Below are 21,092 nucleotides of genomic sequence, written 5' to 3' on the forward strand. Positions count from 1 at the left end.
TCTTCCTGAAAATAGTCGAGTTAGAATTTTGCCGTATTGTAGATCATGGTTAAGGCTTCGACTAGTTTTCTTGTAGAAAAGACACCCTTGGGCAGGATTTTAGTGGGAATTCGATAAAATGAAGAATATTCCACTAGCTCAGGCGAAGAAAAACAAAAAAAACTCGCACACTATGTGCGAGGTTTATGTTGTTGAGACTCAATCGAAAACCAGTAAAACCGTTATCAATAGCCTGCATTATCTGTTAGTGCTTAGTGCGTAAGATAACCACTTCATTTTGGTCTAGATTAAATGTACCGCTGCCATTAGAAACAACCACTTGGTCAGTTCCTAGTACACTGTCGTAAGTTCCGTTTGCCAATCCTAAATTCACAGCGTTAACCGATGTACCTTGACCGAGGTTCATTGCAACCACAACTACGTCATCGCCTGCGTTACGTTCATATACCAATACATCATTGCTTATCCAACGCTCGATATAATCACCTTGCTGCACCGCATAGCTTTCTTTACGTAACTTACTCAACGTTTTAATCATCTTGTAAGCATTGGTCGTTTTATCAAAGCTTGGCATCATTTCACGGTTGTAAGGATCATTACCTTGCTGGCCAAAACCATTGGTAGTGAAGTTAGCCGCGTAGTGCTCTGTTCCGTAATAAATACAAGGAATGCCACGAGAGGTCATAATAAGCGCTAAACCCAGCTCCACTCTGTCTTGTGCAAATGCAACACTTTGACGACCACCCCACTTGTCTTTACCTGCGCCAAAGTTCTTCGCGTCTGAGCGTAAAACGGTAGAGATACGTGACGCATCGTGGTTATCTAAGAACACCACTTGCCAATCACTGCTTGTGAATTTTTGGTCTCTCAGCTTCATGTAGTTATTAATGGCATACATGCCAGTGCCATTGTGTTGTAGCAAGGCGTTTTCGATGGTGTTTCTCAAACCAAAATCAAGCAATGCAGAGCCTGATGTATTGGCAAAATCGATAGAGGCAAAGTTTGATCCCGTTGCGTCAGCACCTGAATCCATCCACTCACCAAAGAAATAGAAATCTTTACCTTGGCTTTTCTTCGCGTACGCGTTTATTTGGCCAGTAAAATCTTGGATAAACTCTTTATCCATATGTTTCACCGCATCAATACGAATCGCATCCACACCTAAATCAACCCAGAATTTCGCGCCATCAATCAAGTACTGACGCGCAGGGCCATCTTTACGTTGGTCAAAATCGGTTAAGTTAAACAAGGTTTTATTACGAACCGCCCATGCGTCGTTCCATTCCCAATCTTTACCGTTTTCAGCGATCGCTCCATTATGATGGTAATACCCTGCATTATCATTTTTGTAGTCGGTAACTCGGACACCCTTTTTATAAAGTGCACCGTATTCCCCTTCATCATCAGGGTTAGAGTGATTAGGCGCATAGTCCAGCACGAGTTTCATGCCGTAGCTATCCATTTTCGTCTTTAATGCTTTAAAATCTTCAACGGTACCTAGGTGCTCATCAACTTTAAAAAAGTCACGTCCCCAGTAGCCGTGGTAACCCGCTCCACCCCGACTGTCAGGTACGTTAATGTTATCAGCTGGAGGCGTTATCCAAATGGCCGTGATCCCCATATCATGCAAGTAATCTAGCTTTGCAGTTAAACCTTTTAAGTCACCACCAAAGTATTTTTTGAAATCCGATTTGTCTGCCGAATACATGTCGGCACCCGTCGCTGTATTATTGGCTGAATCGCCATCATAGAAACGGTCAAGAAACACGAAATACATGGTTTCATCACGCATATCAAAGGGCAGTTTTTCATGGACCACCACTTTATTCGTGTCGTCATAGAAATTAATTTCGTAGGTTTTATTAGGGTCAACAGAGAAATTTGATAGAGGATAGTTTTCAGACCAATCACCAAAGCGATCAACCTTAAAACTAGGAGAGTTCGTTCCATCACCGGTGTTAAATTTTTTCACTATTTGCCAGTGGTTTGCTTTCACTTTAACCATAGATTCAGCTTGCCAGTTATTGGCGGTACCACGGAAATAGGCCTGGTTCCAATCTGCCATAGCAGGTAGGGAAGCCAGTAATGCTGATAGCACAATAAGCTTATTCTTCATGTGTCGTCCTTTATTCACGTTATGGGTTTCGTTTTATTTTGTTTTTGCTTTTTATTAATGCCGCGCTCTATAGCTGTTACGTTAAATCACCATAATGAGGTCTATCAGCAACAGTAAATTTCAGGTACGACAAAGCCTTAAGAAATAATTCTCAGGATCATTTATATTTATTAGAATTCGGGTAATGCCCTGAACCTAGCAGGCCGGCTCAGGGTATGTTGTTAAGGTAAGTTTTGTAGAGTAATAGCCTTTACTATTTTGATCTTATTGACACTTTTTGCTGTGAAGCATTTTCGTTTTAAAAATAAACTTACAACGTCAGGTTCTGTTCGGTTTCACCATCAAAAATATGGCAAAAAGCAGAATCAAAATTAAAGCGTACTTGGCTGCCAATATCTGATGTACTTATGCTTTGGTTATTCACTCGCGCAACAATTTCGTTATCACCCAATTTGAAATACAGGTATTTTTCATTCCCTAAGTTTTCAACCACGGTTAGCTCACCAGGGTGTACGTTCACCATCTCATCATCAGCGGCAATATTTATGTGTTCAGGTCGAATGCCTAGACACACAGGCTTATCAATATGATCCACAAGCTTTTCTTGCAAACGTTTAGGAATAATAATTTGGGCGTTAGGGGCAAGTTCCACGTAAATATCATCACCTAACTTTCGTAGGGTTGTATTCACTAGATTCATGGCTGGGGAGCCGATAAAACCCGCCACAAACTTGTTCTGTGGTGCGTTGTACAAGTTGGTCGGCGTGTCCACCTGCATAATGTTACCTTGATTTAATACACAAATTCGGTCGCCTAAAGTTAAAGCTTCCGTTTGATCGTGCGTGACATAAATCATGGTCGCAGGGTTACCTTCATCTTTAAGAGACTTGTGCAATTGTGCGATTTTCACACGCATCGAAACACGCAGTTTGGCATCAAGGTTGGATAGAGGCTCATCAAATAAGAACACGTCCGGTTTACGAACAATAGCTCGCCCCACCGCGACACGCTGACGCTGACCACCCGACATTTCTTTAGGTTTACGATACAGGAGATCGGTAATTTCTAGTTTTTCAGCGGCATCTTCTACGCGTTGTTTGATCTCTTCTTTTGGTCGTTTTTGCATTTTCAAACCAAAGGCCATGTTATCGAAGACCGTTTTGTGTGGGTACAACGCATAGTTTTGGAATACCATGGCAATACCACGCTCTTTAGGCGCTAAATCATTCACCACTCTATCGCCAATACGCACTTCACCTGCCGAGATATCTTCTAAGCCAGCAATCATTCGCAATGTGGTAGATTTGGCGCAACCAGACGGCCCCACAAATACCATGAACTCACCTTCGTGAATATCTAAGTCAATTCCGTGTACGGCTTTAAAACCATTATCGTACTGTTTTTCTACTTTACGCAGGCTAACTGTTGCCATTTGAAACTCCGAATACGGGTTAAATCTTGATAGGTAAAAATCTTTTTAGCCAGTGACTGGAGCTCTCAAATTACTGGCTAAAAAGACGTAAACGTTAATCATTGAACATTTAAAGTTTATGTTTAAAACATAGGCACTCTGATATTCAGAGCACCTTTCTTCTGTATCACTGCGTTCAACCACAAGTTTATAAACGGTGTTATACAGCGTGGTTATAAATGGTGATATAGAGTGGGTTATGTCGGTTGGCTACATCGCTTATTTACACGCTTTAACCAATGCACGAACTGGCTTCTTATCTTCGCTAATTTCAACACTCCATAAATATTTGCCATCTTCTGGAATATTAACGGTTGTGTTTTTTGCAAAGCCACCGCGTTTTAGCGTTTTCTCATAACCTGCCGTCATCGACATGCCAGCTGCGGTAAATTGTGGAGACCAGCCCATCGTTGCGAACTGCAAACTTACGTTGCCCGCTTTTTCTTCGCTTACCACTTGGTAAATACCTTTGCCTTTATGCGACATTTGACGGTTTTCCATGTGGATCCACTGGCCATCAGGGAAAGTGCCTATAACATAAAGTGAAGGACGAATTGGCCCGCGATCTTCCACCGTGGCGAGATTACAATCGGCGAAAGGACCTGTTGCTTTCATTTGATCAGCTGCTGGCGTGTCAGCTGTGCTCGCACAACCCATTAACGCTGAAGATAAAAGTGCGGCTACAAGTAGAGTACGTTTCATTGTCATTTCCTTATTATTTTTTATATATGTAGGGTTCTATTCCGTCTTAGTCATCGCAAGTTAGGGCTTTAATTTTTAAAGCTCTCGCTTCGGCAATCTATAAACGAAATAGTCTCGCTATTAAGCTCTTTTTCGGTACCACCGCTCTTTTGTCTGTATCAAGTTCTAACGATTTAGAGTTTGGACGGGGGTTACTGTTTTTTTGATGAGTTAATTTGTTCAATACGGCTAAGTTTTTATAATAAGAACGTGCATCTTTCGCCGGATAACCGAACAGATCACTATTGGCAGGGAAAGAGTGGCTCACACCAGATTTGGCTTTAATAACGGAGTTTTTCCCGATAGTCAGATGGCCTGCTGTGCCTACTTGTCCGTGCACAATGACATGATCTTCTAGGGTGGTATGCCCTGCAAAACCCGCTTGTGATACCAGTAAACAATGTTGACCAATTTTACAGTCGTGGCCTATCTGCACTAGGTTATCTATCTTGGTTCCGCGACCAATGGTGGTGTCGCCGAGCGTGCCTCGGTCAATGGTGTTATTACAGCCAATTTCAACATCATCACCAATGATGACTCGCCCTACACTTTCTACGCGTTCGTAGCGGGTATTCTGGCCGGTCATGTATTCGAAACTGTAATTACCAATGGAGTTGTTAGAGTCGATGGTGACATTGTTACCAATCACAGTGCCTTCTTTGATGACTGTATTGGCATGAATTGCAACGTTATTGCCGATTGTTACACCGTTCATGATTTTAACACCGGGCATGAAATGGCAACCTTCTCCTATTTGACAATGCTTTCCGATATAAACATCGGGAGTATCTGATGTATTCCCTTGGTCAAATAATTGATATTTTTGAACTTTATAATGACGCATTAGTTGATTGAGCTTCTCAGCTTCGAGCTTCTCAATCACGATTTTTGTTTTTGCTTTGGTCTGTAAAATGGCTTCTGGCCCAACAATGACATCAGCCAAAGTTTCAGATAGCCCTTTTAAATCGGCTTTAGCAAAGACAATGGCTAAGCCGCCCTCTTCTCCGCTGGAAACTGGGCGAATCTTCGATATTTCTACCGTGTTGTCACCTTCAATTTTTCCACCAACGATTTGGGCGACATCTGAAACTTTGATCATAATATTACTCTGTCATTTGAGTTGTGATTAATACCACTTAGAAGCGGTAAAGCGCTTGTAGGTACATTGTTTCTTGTTCTACAGTTTTCTCGTCGCCTTTCAGCTTAGAGAAGGTCTCTGTGTCTTTAGCCCACTCAAGTTCGCCTTTTACCAACCAATCGTCGCCAATTGCTTGCTCATAGCCTAAAGTTGCCTTACGAATATCTTTGAAGAAAGTTTCGTTCTTTGCCCAACCGTCTGTATGTTTCGTTTCGTTTTCACCAATACGAGCACGAACGTACATAGTGCCGGCTTCTTCAAAGCTGTACTGAACGATTGGCTCAATGTACATCTCGGTGAAATCGCTGGCTTCATTGATTGAACCATTTCCGGTTTTCGCTTTATTTTCTTTAACTTGATAGTAAAGCTCAGCTGCAACTTCCCACTGACCAAAGCGCTTGTAAGGTTTAAATAAGAAACTGTAACCTTCCTCTTCACGAGAACCCCAAGCACTCTTATCTGAATCGTTGTATAGATACTCTAGGTTTGAATAGAAACCCGCTGAATATTCATTATTCCAGTACGTAAGGTATGGACGAATACTGTGCTCAGCTTTCGTGGTTTTCAAGCCGTCTACTTTATTAGAGGTAACAATATCACCCTTTGTATATTCCAACTCATAGATCAAGCCCGTTCCCCAACCATTTCCTAGTTGAAAACTTTTATTTAATGATAATAAGTGCTTATATCCATTTTCTGTTTCTGCGTATGCGCCTTTCTTTTTCTTACGATTTTCAAGTTTGAACGCGTAAAGTGCGGTCGCATTCCACGCAGCGTTGTTATAGAAGACGTTAAACACTTCATGAGTCGTTGTACGCTCTTTAGACTTACCGCCACCCCATGATGCAAAATCAGTGATGTTTTTCTCTTCGACTTCAATCGATGTTCCAACATGCCCACCAAATTTTAAAGCGTCATAAAAAAAGATATCACTTGGAGACATAGTTCGGTTATCAGCAGCCGAAGCGCCAGCACTAATAAGTAAAGTGTTGGTGATCACTACAGACAATAATGTTTTTTTCACGGTCATTCCTTATTGATTCTTCAACTGAATCATTTGTTGTTATTTGTAGGGTTATTTTTGTTTACTGTTTCTCTTTCTCTATCCACTGTGTCTCTTGATAGGCTTGCTGATTTCGCAACATTTAACCAGAAAAACATAGTCGTCCGTAATGAACGCCTATTTATTGTTCTAGAATTATAAATGTTTTGCTTCCTATTGAATTTAGAAATGAGAGATCAATCACCCTTGACTGCGGAGATTATTGATCACCATCACAAACGGTAGGCTTTTCATTAATCTAAGTATCAAAACGAACAAAGCACCGTTCAAAACCCCCAATAAACAAGACATAAAACCCTATAGCTACTAGATGTAAAAAGCACAAACAGAAGGTGACAAGCATCACAAATACGCTGACATATTAACCAGGTAATGTTGACATATTGTCGGTGAGACATAACATAGTAGTACCTAACGAACGACTACTAAGAATTTAAATAGCGCGGTGTCAGTATGAAAAATTCAGGAATGAAAAAGAATCTATTCGCGGCAGCCTTAATGGCGGCAACGTTAACGACCAGTACATTAACGGCTGCAGCCGATGCAAACGCAGACACAATTCAGCCAGAAAATGGGGCTGAGTTGTTAATCTGGACCGACAAAACAACAGTCGACTACATGGAGTACGCCGCTCAGTCCTTTAATAAGGAGTTAGGATACGATATTGATTTTTCATTCCGTGGGTTAGCGCCTATCGATGCCGCTTCTCGTTTGATTCAGGATGGCGGCTCTGCTCGCGTGGCAGATGTAGTCGAGATTGAACATGACTTATTGGGGCGATTAGTCGTGGCAGGTGGGGCGATGGAGAATCTGGTATCTGCCGAACGTATCTCGAATACTTTTATGCCAAATGCGATTAATGCGTCTCAAGCTGAAGGGGTGAGCTATGGCTTCCCAGTTAGCTTCGCCACTACCGCTCTGTTCTACAATAAAGATTTACTGACTAAAGCACCTGAAACTTTTGAAGAAATTATTGAATTTTCAAAAACTTTCAACAATAAGCAAGAACATAAATACGCACTGCTTTGGGACATACAGAACTATTACGAGTCTCGTATGTTTGTCACGCTTTACGGCGCATACGAATTTGGTAATAACGGTACCGATGCAAAAGACATCGGCATCAATTCTGAAAAAGCCCAACAAGGCTTAGAAGCAATGAAAACCCTGCAAGTGGCCAACAATTCAAATCCAGTTGATATGCGCAACCCGCAAGTACGTCGTGGCTTATTTAATGAAGGAAAAGTCGCCGCTATTATCGACGGCCCTTGGGCAATCGAAGGGTATCAAGAATCAGGGATAAATCTTGGTGTTGTACCTATGCCTAAATTAGCAGGCCAACAACCACGCACTTTTGCAACTGTTCGTCTTGCGGTTGTGTCTTCTTACACTGAGTATCCGAAAGCCGCACAATTATTTGCTGACTACCTTACTTCCGACGCGATGCTGAAAAAACGCTATGAGATGTCAAGAGCACTCCCTCCGATCCAGTCAGTTATGGAAGAGATCATTGTTGATGCCGATGAAGCCACTTACGCCATTATTACGCAAGGTTTCTACTCAGACGCAATGCCATCGATTCCTGAAATGGGCTTCATTTGGTCGCCAATGGCCAGTGCTATTACAGACTACTGGGTAAACGATAAACCTGCGAGTGCTGTTCTTGACCGTGCGCTTTCGATCATTGAAGAACAAATAGCATTACAAGAATAACCTCTGAACTCCCGTCGCGACTCACAAGCGACTTAGCTCATGCGCTGTGTCATAAAGCCACAGCGCTAGTTCAGGGCGTGACCAGAAAACGAATACATAACGACAACCTAAACAATAGAGATAAACAATGTTGTTAACAGAGAATCAGCCGGCATCACGAATGCCCGCTTCACTCCTTATTATGGGGAGTACACAGATCGTAAAAGGTCATTGGATAAAAGGCGGTGTATTTTTAGCCATGCAGCTAATCACATTGTTGATTCTCCCGGAGCTGTTGGCCTCGCTAAAAGGCTTAGTCACTTTAGGAGATGTCGCTCAAGTTCGTGAAGGCTTTAAAATATTACAGGGCGATAACTCGGTCTTTATGTTGGTCGAAGGGGTCATAGCCCTACTCTACAGCTTCTTATTCATCTGTCTGTACATCGCTAATGTCCAAGATGCAAAAGTCAGCCTTAAGTCACGACTGAACCTTCGAGAACAATTTAAAGACATTTACGACCAAAAGTTCGCGTTCATCATGCTATCGCCAGCTTTTTTTGCCAGTATCGCATTCATTATTTTACCAATCATAATTACGGTACTCGTCTCTTTCACTAACTATTCGGCACCTCATCATATCCCACCAAGAAACCTTGTAGATTGGGTGGGGTTTAAAAACTTTGTTTCACTATTTGAACTGAAAATATGGTCGAGCACTTTCTTCGGTGTCGCTTCTTGGACGGTTCTGTGGGCATTTTTTGCCACCATATGTACTTGTGGGTTTGGTTTTTTACTGGCGCTTGCGCTACAAAATAGAAACATTAAAGCAAAAAAAGCATGGCGCTTTATCTTTATTCTCCCTTATGCCATTCCGGCTTTCGTGACCTTATTGATGTTCCGCTTACTACTAAATGGTATTGGACCAGTCAACGCAACGTTAAACTCGTGGGGCTTTGATTCGATTGCCTTCTTATCAGACCCTTTCACCGCAAAAATTACCGTTATCGCGGTGAGTGTTTGGGTTGGCGCACCTTACTTTATGCTGCTTATTGCAGGAGCACTGACTAACATTTCAAGCGAACTTTATGAAGCCAGTGAAGTCGATGGTGCAAGCAAGTTCCAGCAATTTAAAGAAATCACCCTGCCTATGGTGTTGCACCAAGTGGCTCCATCGTTGGTCATGACCTTTGCCCATAACTTCAATAACTTTGGGGCGATTTACCTGTTAACCGAAGGGGGGCCTATCAACCCTGAATATCGATTTGCAGGGCACACCGACATTCTGATCACTTGGATTTACAAGCTCACGCTCGACTTCCAGCAGTATCAAATCGCTTCGGTTATCTCAATCATTATCTTCTTGTTCTTGTCTGGTATTGCGATATGGCAATTCAGCCGCATGAAGTCATTCAAAGACGATGTAGGTATGTAACATGGCTAATTTAAATAGTACGGATAAGTTAATTAACATGGACAAATACATTGGCAAAGTAGGCACCCTAGTCGTGTACTTATTTCTCATTGCCAACGCATTATTAGTACTTGGCCCAGTGATTTGGACAGTGCTAGCTTCATTCAAAACAGGGAATAACTTATTCAGTTCTTCTTTCACAAGTATTGACTTTACGCTCGACCACTACCGCGCATTGTTCACGGACACACCCTATTTAGACTGGTATAAAAACACCTTTCTTCTCGCTACAGCGAATATGGTTATCTCACTGGTTGTCGTGACTATTTCAGCGTTTGTGTTCTCTCGCTACCGCTTCAATGGTAAGCGCAACATTATGATGAGCATTCTTGTATTGCAGATGTTCCCGGCCTTTCTTTCGATGACGGCTATCTACATTTTGCTATCAAAAATGGGATTGATTGATACCTATGCTGGCTTGTTATTTGTGTATGTAACGGGCTCATTACCATTCATGATTTGGTTGGTGAAAGGTTATTTCGATGCCATTCCCACTTCATTAGATGAAGCCGCAAAAATTGATGGTGCAGGCCACATGACGATTTTCCTCGAGATCATTCTCCCTCTCGCGAAGCCTATCTTAGTGTTTGTTGGTTTAGTGTCTTTCACCGCACCTTGGATGGACTTCATTTTACCTACGCTGATCTTACGCAGCGAAGAAAAAATGACGCTAGCCATCGGTATTTTCAGTTGGATTTCATCTAACTCAGCGGAGAATTTCACGCTGTTTGCCGCGGGTTCATTATTGGTTGCAGTGCCCATCACTTTGCTATTTGTTGCGACTCAGAAACACATTACTACCGGCCTCGTCAGCGGTGCAGTTAAAGAATAATAATTAGGGATGATTTCCGCTATGGCTATTACAGATTCACTTACAACAAGCTTCATTACGCGCAGCTCGCTGACTCACTCAGCAAAAAGCGCAGACAGCTATGCTTATAACAATGAAACACTTCACCTTCGACTACGAAGCGCAAAAGGCGAACTAGACAAGGTTTCACTTTGGATAGGCGACCCGTACCACTGGGCAGAAGGTGGCCTAGATGGTGGCAACCTAGGTGGCAGTGATGCACACGGTTGGGTGGGTGGCAATGAAGTGACCATGATTCATGAAGGGGAAACCGAGTACCACGACCACTGGTTTGCCGAGTTTACTCCACCGAAACGTCGTAGCCGCTATGGTTTTATTTTGTACGGAAAAGGTGGCGAAAAGATTCTATTTGGAGAAAAACGCTGCGCCGACATTTCAACGCCTGAAAGTGCAGAAATCGAGCTGAGCAACTTAAGTAATTTTTTCTGTTTTCCTTACATAAACCCACGTGACGTACTAAAAACACCTTCGTGGATAAAAGACACCATTTGGTATCAAATATTCCCAGAACGCTTTGCAAATGGACGCCCGGAAATATCACCGACTAATGTGCAGCCTTGGGGTACCAGACCTGTATCCGACAACTTTATGGGGGGCGATTTATGGGGTGTGATCGATAAGCTCGATTACCTGCAAGATCTTGGCGTGAATGGTTTGTACTTGTGCCCTATTTTCACGGCCAACGCCAACCATAAATACGACACTGTCGACTACTACAACGTAGACCCGCACTTCGGCGGCAATGAAGCCTTTAAAGCACTCGTCGATGAAGCCCATAAACGCGGCATGAAAATTATGCTCGACGCGGTGTTCAACCACATTGGATCTCAATCACCACTATGGCTAGACGTTGTGAATAACGGGGCAAAGTCCAAATACGCCGACTGGTTTTGGATCAATCAGTTCCCTGTATACCCAGCCACACCAAAAGAAGAATGGGATTTCTGGAACTTAAACTACGAAACTTTCGCCAACGTCGTCGAAATGCCGAAGCTGAATACTGAAAATGAAGAGTGCCGCGCATACTTATTAGACGTGGCGCGCCACTGGGTAGAAGAGTTCAACATTGATGGATGGCGTTTAGACGTAGCCAACGAAGTGGACCACGCGTTTTGGCGTGACTTCCGTAAAGTCGTAAAAGATGCCAACCCAGACTGCTACATTCTTGGTGAGATTTGGCACGAAGGTATGCCTTGGCTACGCGGCGACCAATACGATTCGTTGATGAATTATCCGCTGACACAAGCCATTACCGACTACTTTGGTCTTGGCGACGTTGATAAAGAGAGCTTTGTAAATGCAGTGAACGCGTCGTACATGGCATACCCACGCAACGTAAACGAAGCGATGTTTAACTTATTAGATAGCCATGACACCACTCGCATTATCTCTTTATGCCAGGGTGACAAACGTAAAGCTAAATTAGCTTATTTATTTATGTTCACTCAAGTCGGTGCTCCATGCATTTATTATGGTGGCGAAATTGGTATGGATGGCGGCCGCGGCATGGGCAGCGAAGACAACCGAAAATGCATGATATGGGAAGAATCAGAGCAAGACTTAGAATTCAAAAACTTCATTCAAGAAATGATCGCTTTGCGTAAAGCCAATCCCGATTTTAATCAGCCTTGCATTGACTGGTTAAACGTGGAGGATGAAAAAGGGACGGCAGACAAAGAGTGTATCGCTTACCTCCGTGGCAATTTAATGTTTGTTCTAAACAACAGCGATAAAGATAAACAGATCATGCTCGATGGAAAATCACTGACCATTAGCGCTTATGGCTACGTGATTGAGCAAGCGAACTAAATCCAAGTGTGTCATTAATCAAATCATGCTCATTAAAGCAGAACCAAATATAGTGATGGGAATCGCGATTGATTCCCACTCTATTTACTCGGTCGCCAGCACCTCTAACGGACAAGAGGTGTATAGAATGGTGCAGCGCACTCCTGGCGACCTTGCCCACTTGACTCAACATTTGATAAGCCGAATATCAAGCGTCAGCTACCGCTATGGACGTATCGCCGCGATAGGCATAAGTGTATCTGAGTTTTTTTTATCTCATCGCCAATCCGTACATGAAGTTGCAAAATCAAGTCCTACTCACTCGACAGAAATCACCCAATTAACACGAAACCTGAATCAGCATTTCAAGGTCGACTGCTCGCTTGTGATGCATTCACACAGTGCGGCCATTGCGTGCGACGCTATTAGTAACGCCATGAAAAGCGCTGACTCAATTGAACAACCACTCTCGGCAGGTTCAAGTCTAAATAAGAGGGCTAGAGATTTATACAAAGAGGCCATACTCAGCGTATTTTTGGGCGATGGTTGTGGCATAAGTTTTTATCAAAATAACGAGCAAGTGCACCACCCATTAAGCTCACATTGGGCACATTCAAGGTTGCCTAATTTTCAATGGCTCGTTGATGGCTTAACTCCTGTATGTCGCTGTGGAAATGAGGCGTGCATTGAACAGTTTTTATCCGCACCAAGTATTGAGCGGCAATATCATCAAGTCGTGCTAAAAGACCAAACTTTAGCGCAAATTTTTTCAGGCGTAGACCTAAGTGAACCGCATGCATCGCGCATATATCGTACTTATATCGACCAATTGGCGCGCAGTTTAGTTAATCCCATTCAACAATTACTGCCTACACGACTCGTATTATCAGGCGAAGCAACGACCTATCCTACATTAACGGCAGATTTAAAAGTCGCATTGTCTCGCTACATTCACGTTAATGAAATTCCAGTGATTATTCACCCAAAACAAGATGAATTCACCTTTGCTCGCGGAGCGTTTCTCATCGCTGAAAAAAATCACAACAATCATTTACGCTCGTCGTGACAAGAATGGTAACCTTAGAAGGAGAAGATATTGAATAGTTTCAGAGGACAACCCGTGTCAGAGCTAGTCACCAAATTAATGGATTTTGGGTTTACCAAAACCGATGCGCTTGTTTATATTAATTTACTCAAAAATGGCCAATCCAGCGGATATAAAATCGCGAAAGAGATCTCTATCTCCCGCTCTTCTGTTTACTCGTCTATCGATAACCTTTACGCCAATGGCTACATTTTCATGTCTGATGGCGACACTAAAGAGTACGAAGCTAAATCACCAGACTTGATTTTCAGCCAGATAGAAAAAAAGACCGTCACTAATATTAATTTCCTTAAATCAGAATTATCTAAGATGATGCTGAAAGAGGAAAAAGAGTTCGTTTACAACGTATCGGGGTTCGACAACTTACTTCAAAAGGCCAAGGAAATCATTAATCAGGCAAATCTAGAAATTTACCTGAATACCGATTTTAACCTTGAGTTGTTTGGCAAAGAATTATGCGATGCCGTGGAACGTGGAGTACGAGTGATTGGCTTTTCATTCAACAAAATGGCGAGCCCACATGAAAAAATAGAATTACATTCGCGTTCTGAAAATGAAGAAACCGAATACCCTTCACACCGCTTTATGTGTGTAGCCGATATGAAGCTCGCCCTCATGTTCTCACACCGTGAAGAAACCTTAGGTTTGTATGCCAATAATCGCTTAATTGTAAAAATGATAGCAGAGCATATTCACAGCGATATTTACCTAACAGAATACGAGCGCCTGGCTCCTAATCAGCACCAACACGTCAGAGTAAATACGATTCACGAACAGCACAATGCTATGGTACTCGACGAGCTTAAGAAGCACTAGTTCAGCAGATCGAATTCAATAATAAGATACGAACAAAGGTCTAGTAATAGGCCTTTAGGGGCAAGAACTTTTGACGGTAATCGATTTAACCCAAAGGGTTTCTTTGATTATTTGATAAAGAATAGACCTATGAGTGCATGACTGTAAGTAATCTAGAGCAACCACCGTCACTTTCCTCTAAACATTCAAATACCTTACATTTTTACGACTGAAACAATAAAGCCTCGAAAATTCGAGGCTTTAAAATCTTTCAAAGTCATGCATTCTTATGAAGATGACTTAACAAAACGTTAGCTTATAGCTCTTCGTTTTCTTCTTCCTTCTCTGCACCTTTCTCTTCAAGCACAGCAGGAGTTAGCAGTAACTCACGAAGTTTAGTATCAATTTCTAGAGCAACTTCTGGGTTTTCACGCAGGTATTTACCAGCGTTAGCTTTACCTTGGCCGATCTTGTCGCCTTTGTAGCTGTACCAAGCGCCTGCTTTTTCTACTAGCTTATTCTTAACACCTAAGTCGATAAGCTCACCTTCGCGGTTGAAGCCCTTGCCGTAAAGGATTTGAGTTTCAGCTTGTTTGAATGGTGCAGCAATCTTGTTCTTAACAACCTTGATACGAGTTTCGTTACCAACAACTTCATCACCATCTTTAATCGCGCCAGTACGGCGAATATCAAGACGAACAGATGCGTAGAACTTAAGTGCGTTACCACCTGTTGTTGTTTCAGGGTTACCAAACATCACACCAATTTTCATACGAATTTGGTTAATGAAGATAGCCATACAGTTAGACTGCTTAAGGTTACCTGTTAGCTTACGCATTGCTTGAGAAAGCATACGTGCTTGAAGACCCATGTGGCTATCGCCCATTTCGCCTTCGATTTCTGCTTTAGGTGTTAGTGCTGCTACTGAGTCAATAACAAGAACATCGATAGCACCTGAACGAGCCAGTGCATCACAGATTTCAAGCGCTTGTTCGCCTGTATCTGGTTGAGACACAAGCAAAGCGTCGATATCAACACCCAACTTTTGAGCGTAGATAGGGTCTAGTGCGTGCTCGGCATCGACGAATGCACACGTTTTGCCCACTTTCTGTGCTGCAGCAATAAGCTCAAGCGTTAACGTTGTTTTACCTGATGATTCTGGACCGTAAACTTCTACGATACGTCCCATCGGTAGGCCACCAGCACCTAGTGCGATATCTAGAGATAGAGAACCTGTAGAAATAGTTTCTACGTCCATTGTGCGGTTATCACCAAGACGCATGATTGAACCTTTACCAAATTGCTTTTCAATCTGACCAAGGGCTGCGGCTAACGCTTTTTGTTTATTCTCGTCCATTACTATCTCCACATAATCGGTTGTCTTAACAAGCGATCTAGAATCTATTTCTAACCCACATAGGGGTGACTAATTGGCTTTTATTATACTGTTGATTCATACAGTGTCTATACCTGTATGAAAATAATTTGTACAAATGTTACTTACCTTCCATTGATAGGTAATCATAAATAACTTGTAGGGCATGGTGCGTGGCTTGTTGGCGTACTTGTGATCTGTCGCCTGTAAATACATGCGTTTCTACTTTATCCCAACCGTTTAGTGCTTTCCAAGCGAAACATACCGTTCCAACAGGCTTATCTTCGGTCGCGCCACCTGGGCCAGCAATACCACTGATCGATACAGAGATAGTCCCATTTGAATGTTGCAATGCCCCGCTCGCCATTTCTATTACGACAGGCTCACTCACCGCACCGAACTCAACTAAGGTTTTAAGCTGTACGCCGATCATCTCTTGCTTCGCTTCATTGCTATAAGTAACAAATGCACGATCAAACCAACCAGAGCTCCCTGCGATATCCGTCACCGCGCTAGCAACCCCACCGCCAGTACAAGATTCAGCCGTCACTAAAACGTGTTTATGTTTAGCGAGTAAGTATCCAAGCTGTTCACTAAGATCTTGAGTCATCTGCATCATCAACTTCCCTTTATCTACTGTCATATCATTCGGATTCGCATCTTTTCGCATGTGTCGCTTTTCGCACGAAACGCTTTCACGTATCCTAAGCCGCAATAGAAATAAACGAAAGAAGTTAACTGTGAAAGCCGATCAAAAACATACTCCCATGATGCAGCAGTACCTAAAGCTAAAAGCAGAAAATCCAGAAATTCTGCTGTTCTACCGCATGGGCGATTTCTACGAGCTTTTCTATGATGATGCTAAAAAAGCTTCTCAACTCCTCGATATTTCACTGACCAAGCGTGGCTCTTCAAATGGTGAGCCGATTCCTATGGCAGGTGTTCCTTACCATGCCGTTGAAGGGTACCTTGCAAAGTTAGTGCAACTTGGTGAATCCGTAGCAATTTGTGAACAGATTGGTAATCCAGCAACTTCAAAAGGCCCTGTTGAGCGTGCTGTCGTACGTATCGTTACACCCGGTACCGTGACCGACGAGGCTTTGCTTTCTGAGCGTGTTGATAACCTGATTGCCTCTATTTACCACCACAATGGTAAATTTGGCTACGCGACGCTTGATATTACTTCTGGCCGATTCCAGCTATGTGAGCCGGAAACCGAAGAAGCAATGGCGGCAGAACTGCAGAGAACCTCACCTCGTGAGCTACTGTTCCCTGAAGATTTCGAACCTGTAAATCTAATGGCAAGCCGTAATGGCAATCGCCGCCGCCCGGTATGGGAATTTGAATTAGATACCGCGAAGCAGCAATTGAATAAGCAGTTTGGTACTCGCGATCTGGTTGGCTTTGGCGTAGAAGGCGCGAAACTAGGCTTATGTGCGGCTGGTTGTTTGATCCAATACGTGAAAGATACCCAACGTACTGCCCTTCCACATATCCGTTCACTGACGATGGATAAGCAAGATCACTCGGTGATCCTCGATGCAGCGACTCGCCGTAATTTGGAGATCACGCAAAATCTTGGTGGTGGTACTGATAACACCCTTGCCGAAGTACTTGATCACACCGCGACGGCTATGGGTAGCCGTATGCTTAAGCGCTGGTTACATCAACCAATGCGCAATATCTCTGCACTCGATCAGCGCCTAGATGCTATTGGTGAAATGAAAGATTTGGCTCTCTTTACAGAGCTACAGCCAACCTTGAAACAGATCGGGGATATCGAACGTATTCTTGCTCGACTAGCACTTCGCTCAGCTCGTCCTCGTGATATGGCACGACTTCGCCAAGCGATGGAATATTTGCCAGAACTTGCAGAAACACTGACGCAATTGAAGCACCCATACCTAACTCAACTTGCTCAATATGCCTCGCCTGTGGATGAGGTTTCTGAACTACTTGAGCGAGCGATCAAAGAGAACCCTCCCGTGGTTATCCGTGACGGTGGTGTAATTGCAGAAGGCTACAATGCCGAGTTAGACGAATGGCGCGACCTTGCAGCTGGCGCAACCGAATTTCTTGATAAACTTGAGCAAGAAGAGCGCGAACGTCATGGTATCGATACACTTAAAGTGGGCTACAACAACGTACACGGTTTCTTCATTCAAGTAAGCCGCGGACAAAGCCACCTTGTGCCACCACACTATGTTCGCCGTCAAACGCTGAAAAATGCAGAGCGTTACATCATTCCTGAGCTAAAAGAGCACGAAGACAAAGTGCTTAGCTCTAAATCGAAAGCCCTAGCTATCGAGAAGAAGTTGTGGGATGAGTTGTTTGATTTGTTACTGCCTTATCTAGAGCGACTACAAAACATTGCTTCTTCAGTGTCTCAACTGGATGTTCTACAAAACTTAGCTGAACGTGCAGACACCCTTGATTACTGTCGTCCAACCATGACAGAGTCTGCTGGCGTACAAATTCAGGCCGGTCGTCACCCCGTTGTTGAACAAGTGATGGACGAACCCTTTATTGCTAACCCTATCGACCTCAATGATCAACGTAAGATGCTGATCATCACAGGTCCAAACATGGGTGGTAAGTCGACCTACATGCGTCAGACTGCACTCATTGCGCTGATGGCTCATATCGGTTGTTATGTTCCTGCAGAAAGCGCGACGATTGGTTCTATCGACCGTATCTTTACGCGTATTGGCGCATCCGATGACTTGGCTTCGGGTCGTTCAACCTTCATGGTTGAGATGACAGAGACCGCGAATATCCTGCACAATGCAACACCAAATAGCCTTGTGTTAATGGATGAAATCGGTCGTGGTACCAGTACTTACGATGGTCTGTCTCTGGCTTGGGCAAGTGCGGAATGGCTAGCTAATCAAATCAATGCGATGACACTATTTGCAACGCACTACTTTGAGCTAACTGAGCTGCCTAACCAACTTCCAACACTGGCCAACGTGCACTTGGATGCGGTTGAGCATGGTGACAACATTGCCTTTATGCACGCAGTTCAAGAAGGAGCTGCAAGTAAATCTTACGGTCTAGCGGTTGCAGGATTGGCTGGTGTACCGAAAGCGGTAATCAAGAATGCTCGAGCGAAGTTGACTCAACTAGAAGCGTTAAGCATGGAGTCACCAACATCAAAACCAAGTGGCGTTGATATCGCAAACCAACTGAGCCTGATACCTGAACCAAGTGAAGTAGAACAAGCACTAGCGAATGTTGATCCTGATGATCTAACTCCTCGCCAAGCACTAGAAGAGCTCTACCGTTTGAAGAAGTTGCTTTAGTCTCTTTCCAAGTAGCTTGTTATTGCCGTCCGTGATTTTGATTAGACGGCATCAAATACCAAAGCCACAAACAAAAAAACGCTGACTTAAAGTCAGCGTTTTTATTTGTCTTCTATTCAAAGAAACATCATCCGTTCATTTAGTCGTTTTCTACGTTGAACAGATTTTCCATGTTCAAGCCTTGCTTGATTAGAATTTCACGTAAACGACGAAGACCTTCAACTTGGATTTGGCGAACACGTTCACGAGTCAGGCTAATTTCACGGCCTACTTCTTCTAGTGTTGATGGTTCATAGCCAAGTAATCCAAAGCGACGCGCAAGCACCTCTTTCTGCTTAGGATTCAGCTCATCAAGCCAGAAGATCAACGAATTCTTGATATCGCTATCTTGAGTTGAAACCTCAGGATCTGAATTGTTGATGTCTGGAATAATATCCAACAGCGCTTTCTCACCATCACCACCAATTGGCGTATCAACAGAGCTCACTCGTTCGTTTAGACGAAGCATCTTACTCACATCACCAACAGGTTTGTCTAGCTTAGAAGCAATTTCTTCTGCCGTTGGTTCATGGTCAAGTTTTTGTGAAAGTTCTCTTGCGGTACGTAGGTAGATGTTCAGCTCTTTCACAACATGGATAGGCAAACGGATAGTGCGAGTCTGATTCATTAGCGCACGTTCAATGGTTTGACGAATCCACCATGTTGCGTAAGTTGAGAAACGGAAGCCACGCTCTGGGTCAAACTTCTCTACGGCGCGAATCAAACCTAGGTTGCCTTCTTCAATAAGATCGAGAAGTGCAAGACCACGGTTGCTATAACGACGAGAAATTTTTACCACCAAACGCAGGTTACTTTCGATCATGCGTTTGCGTGCTGCTTCATCACCGCGTAGAGCTCGACGTGCATAAAGCACTTCTTCTTCAGCGGTTAATAGTGGTGAGAAACCGATTTCGCCTAAGTAGAGTTGAGTCGCATCTAAGCTTTTAGACGTAACTTCAGTATCTTCTTTCGCTTCGGTTTTCTTAGTGACTGTTCGTTTTGCTTTTCCAAGAGCTTCCTGTTCCGTGGTTGCTTGGTTAAGATCGAACTCTTTTTTGGTTACTGCATTGCTTATACTCATAACGCCTCCCCCTGGCGAAATTAGCATGACATTACAACTTCATATGTCGCTAAATGACTATGTCACTCCATACAATACGTAATTTTTGCATATTGTATTTAAGGTAAATACCGTTTTGGATTAACTGATTTACCTTGGTAACGAATCTCAAAGTGCAGCCTGACACTGCTGGCTCCAGAGCTTCCCATTGTTGCAATTTTCTGCCCTGGTTTCACACTTTGCCCTTCAGATACTAATAGTCGGTCGTTATGCGCGTATGCACTTAAGTAATTATCATTGTGCTTCACAATCACTAGATTGCCGTAGCCTCGTAATGCATTACCCGAATAAACAACCGTTCCCCCTGCAGTAGATACTATTGGCTGACCTCGCTGTCCTGCTATGTCTATGCCTTTATTTCCTTGTTCGCCTACAGAGAAATTCTTAATTACTCTCCCTTTCGTTGGCCATAACCATTTGGATACTTTGTTACTCGTTGGTTTTGTTGGCGGTGTAACATTCTGTTTACCTTTAGAACCAACATACTCCTTTGATTTGGATTGTACAACCTTCTTTTGTGGATCTTTTTTCGCCACTTTGGTGGTTGTTTGAGCGGGCGCAGGTTTAGAGTTTTTACTCTTTTGAGGTGTTGTTTTAGGTTTGCTTGAGGCCAACAAAGTTGTGGATGCGGCAACAGGCGCAGCGACGGCTGCAACCGCTACCGTTGATTTACCATACGCTGGAGCGTTGTAGCTAGGACGCCATAACTTAAGGCTCTGTCCGGGATGGATGGTATAAGGTGCAGACAGATTGTTATAGCGAATCAGCTCTTTAACATCTTTATTTGTTACGTAAGCAATAAAATAAAGGGTATCGCCTTTTTTCACTTCATAGTAACTACCACGATAACTACCACGATCAATCGATGAGTAATTCTTGTTTAAGCTTGAAACTGGCGCAGGCGAATTCGCAGCACACCCAACAAGTGCACAGCTAAGCAGTAGAGAACTTCCTTTAAAAACCTTCGAACGCATCGACTTTCTATCCACCTACACCATTAATAAT

Annotated in this window: 16 protein-coding genes; 7 read left to right on the forward strand and 9 right to left on the reverse strand. The window is 43.2% G+C overall.

Annotation, left to right across the window (positions count from 1 at the left end; all coding sequences use genetic code 11):
- Window positions 1-244: 244 nt before the first annotated feature.
- The 5 genes from OCV30_RS12870 to OCV30_RS12890 all read right to left on the reverse strand — a co-directional run bounded on the left by OCV30_RS12870 (window position 245) and on the right by OCV30_RS12890 (window position 6,496).
- Window positions 245-2,116 (reverse strand): alpha-amylase family glycosyl hydrolase, encoded by a 1,872-nt coding sequence (locus OCV30_RS12870; RefSeq protein ID WP_065678052.1) that lies wholly within the window; start codon window positions 2,114-2,116, stop codon window positions 245-247.
- Window positions 2,117-2,426: 310 nt separating this feature from the next.
- On the reverse strand, window positions 2,427-3,548 hold the full coding sequence (locus OCV30_RS12875) for an ABC transporter ATP-binding protein (RefSeq protein WP_012604763.1): 1,122 nt from the start codon (window positions 3,546-3,548) through the stop codon (window positions 2,427-2,429).
- 258 nt (window positions 3,549-3,806) lie between these two features.
- Window positions 3,807-4,289, reverse strand: coding sequence for a glycosidase (locus OCV30_RS12880; RefSeq protein WP_029223079.1), 483 nt, complete (start codon window positions 4,287-4,289; stop codon window positions 3,807-3,809).
- A 97-nt stretch (window positions 4,290-4,386) separates the two neighbouring features.
- Entirely contained in the window at window positions 4,387-5,427 is a 1,041-nt protein-coding gene (gene lpxD / locus OCV30_RS12885) for a UDP-3-O-(3-hydroxymyristoyl)glucosamine N-acyltransferase (RefSeq protein WP_065678051.1), read from the reverse strand.
- 37 nt (window positions 5,428-5,464) lie between these two features.
- On the reverse strand, window positions 5,465-6,496 hold the full coding sequence (locus OCV30_RS12890) for a porin (RefSeq protein WP_083994555.1): 1,032 nt from the start codon (window positions 6,494-6,496) through the stop codon (window positions 5,465-5,467).
- A gap of 501 nt (window positions 6,497-6,997) precedes the next feature.
- Between OCV30_RS12890 and OCV30_RS12895 the strand changes: the two genes are divergently transcribed.
- From OCV30_RS12895 to OCV30_RS12920, 6 genes are all read left to right on the forward strand, one after another.
- On the forward strand, window positions 6,998-8,242 hold the full coding sequence (locus OCV30_RS12895; RefSeq protein WP_065678049.1) for a sugar ABC transporter substrate-binding protein: 1,245 nt from the start codon (window positions 6,998-7,000) through the stop codon (window positions 8,240-8,242).
- Between the two features lie 127 nt (window positions 8,243-8,369).
- Entirely contained in the window at window positions 8,370-9,653 is a 1,284-nt protein-coding gene (locus OCV30_RS12900; RefSeq protein ID WP_065678048.1) for a carbohydrate ABC transporter permease, read from the forward strand.
- 37 nt (window positions 9,654-9,690) lie between these two features.
- Window positions 9,691-10,524: a sugar ABC transporter permease gene (locus tag OCV30_RS12905; protein WP_065678115.1), complete on the forward strand. Its 834-nt coding sequence runs from the start codon at window positions 9,691-9,693 to the stop codon at window positions 10,522-10,524.
- A gap of 9 nt (window positions 10,525-10,533) precedes the next feature.
- On the forward strand, window positions 10,534-12,372 hold the full coding sequence (locus tag OCV30_RS12910; RefSeq protein ID WP_065678047.1) for a glycoside hydrolase family 13 protein: 1,839 nt from the start codon (window positions 10,534-10,536) through the stop codon (window positions 12,370-12,372).
- Window positions 12,356-13,417 (forward strand): ROK family protein, encoded by a 1,062-nt coding sequence (locus OCV30_RS12915; protein WP_240798326.1) that lies wholly within the window; start codon window positions 12,356-12,358, stop codon window positions 13,415-13,417. The genes OCV30_RS12910 and OCV30_RS12915 overlap by 17 nt, the downstream gene beginning before the upstream one ends.
- A gap of 54 nt (window positions 13,418-13,471) precedes the next feature.
- Window positions 13,472-14,272, forward strand: a complete 801-nt coding sequence (locus OCV30_RS12920; protein ID WP_009847632.1) for a TrmB family transcriptional regulator — start codon at window positions 13,472-13,474, stop codon at window positions 14,270-14,272.
- A 295-nt stretch (window positions 14,273-14,567) separates the two neighbouring features.
- On the opposite strand, the gene recA is transcribed toward OCV30_RS12920, so the two are convergent.
- Together recA and OCV30_RS12930 are read right to left on the reverse strand one after the other, a co-directional pair.
- Entirely contained in the window at window positions 14,568-15,608 is a 1,041-nt protein-coding gene (gene recA / locus OCV30_RS12925) for a recombinase RecA (protein WP_009847633.1), read from the reverse strand.
- Window positions 15,609-15,747: 139 nt separating this feature from the next.
- A complete protein-coding gene (locus tag OCV30_RS12930) occupies window positions 15,748-16,242 on the reverse strand; it encodes a CinA family protein (RefSeq protein WP_029225457.1) in 495 nt (164 codons plus the stop codon).
- A 124-nt stretch (window positions 16,243-16,366) separates the two neighbouring features.
- On the opposite strand from OCV30_RS12930, the gene mutS reads away from it, so the two are divergent.
- On the forward strand, window positions 16,367-18,928 hold the full coding sequence (mutS, locus tag OCV30_RS12935) for a DNA mismatch repair protein MutS (RefSeq protein WP_065678046.1): 2,562 nt from the start codon (window positions 16,367-16,369) through the stop codon (window positions 18,926-18,928).
- Window positions 18,929-19,067: 139 nt separating this feature from the next.
- Here mutS and rpoS read toward each other — a convergent pair whose 3' ends face one another.
- Both rpoS and nlpD read right to left on the reverse strand, forming a co-directional pair.
- Window positions 19,068-20,048 carry an RNA polymerase sigma factor RpoS gene (gene rpoS / locus OCV30_RS12940; protein ID WP_065678045.1) on the reverse strand — a complete coding sequence of 327 codons (981 nt, stop codon included), beginning with the start codon at window positions 20,046-20,048 and terminating at the stop codon, window positions 19,068-19,070.
- 98 nt (window positions 20,049-20,146) lie between these two features.
- The gene (gene nlpD / locus OCV30_RS12945) at window positions 20,147-21,061 is read right to left on the reverse strand and encodes a murein hydrolase activator NlpD (RefSeq protein ID WP_029225456.1); all 915 of its coding nucleotides are present in this window, start codon (window positions 21,059-21,061) and stop codon (window positions 20,147-20,149) included.
- Window positions 21,062-21,092: the final 31 nt, after the last annotated feature.

The sequence above is a fragment of the Vibrio atlanticus genome (assembly GCF_024347315.1).
Lineage (GTDB): Bacteria > Pseudomonadota > Gammaproteobacteria > Enterobacterales > Vibrionaceae > Vibrio > Vibrio atlanticus.

Excerpts from the sequence above, each read along its gene's own strand:
- OCV30_RS12870 (WP_065678052.1), bottom strand. The coding sequence starts at position 2,116 with ATGAAGAATAAGCTTATTGTGCTATCAGCATTACTGGCTTCCCTACCT.
- OCV30_RS12875 (WP_012604763.1), bottom strand. The coding sequence starts at position 3,548 with ATGGCAACAGTTAGCCTGCGTAAAGTAGAAAAACAGTACGATAATGGT.
- OCV30_RS12880 (WP_029223079.1), bottom strand. The coding sequence starts at position 4,289 with ATGAAACGTACTCTACTTGTAGCCGCACTTTTATCTTCAGCGTTAATG.
- lpxD (WP_065678051.1), bottom strand. The coding sequence starts at position 5,427 with ATGATCAAAGTTTCAGATGTCGCCCAAATCGTTGGTGGAAAAATTGAA.
- OCV30_RS12890 (WP_083994555.1), bottom strand. The coding sequence starts at position 6,496 with ATGACCGTGAAAAAAACATTATTGTCTGTAGTGATCACCAACACTTTA.
- OCV30_RS12895 (WP_065678049.1), top strand. The coding sequence starts at position 6,998 with ATGAAAAAGAATCTATTCGCGGCAGCCTTAATGGCGGCAACGTTAACG.
- OCV30_RS12900 (WP_065678048.1), top strand. The coding sequence starts at position 8,370 with ATGTTGTTAACAGAGAATCAGCCGGCATCACGAATGCCCGCTTCACTC.
- OCV30_RS12905 (WP_065678115.1), top strand. The coding sequence starts at position 9,691 with ATGGACAAATACATTGGCAAAGTAGGCACCCTAGTCGTGTACTTATTT.
- OCV30_RS12910 (WP_065678047.1), top strand. The coding sequence starts at position 10,534 with ATGATTTCCGCTATGGCTATTACAGATTCACTTACAACAAGCTTCATT.
- recA (WP_009847633.1), bottom strand. The coding sequence starts at position 15,608 with ATGGACGAGAATAAACAAAAAGCGTTAGCCGCAGCCCTTGGTCAGATT.
- OCV30_RS12930 (WP_029225457.1), bottom strand. The coding sequence starts at position 16,242 with ATGCAGATGACTCAAGATCTTAGTGAACAGCTTGGATACTTACTCGCT.
- rpoS (WP_065678045.1), bottom strand. The coding sequence starts at position 20,048 with ATGAGTATAAGCAATGCAGTAACCAAAAAAGAGTTCGATCTTAACCAA.
- nlpD (WP_029225456.1), bottom strand. The coding sequence starts at position 21,061 with ATGCGTTCGAAGGTTTTTAAAGGAAGTTCTCTACTGCTTAGCTGTGCA.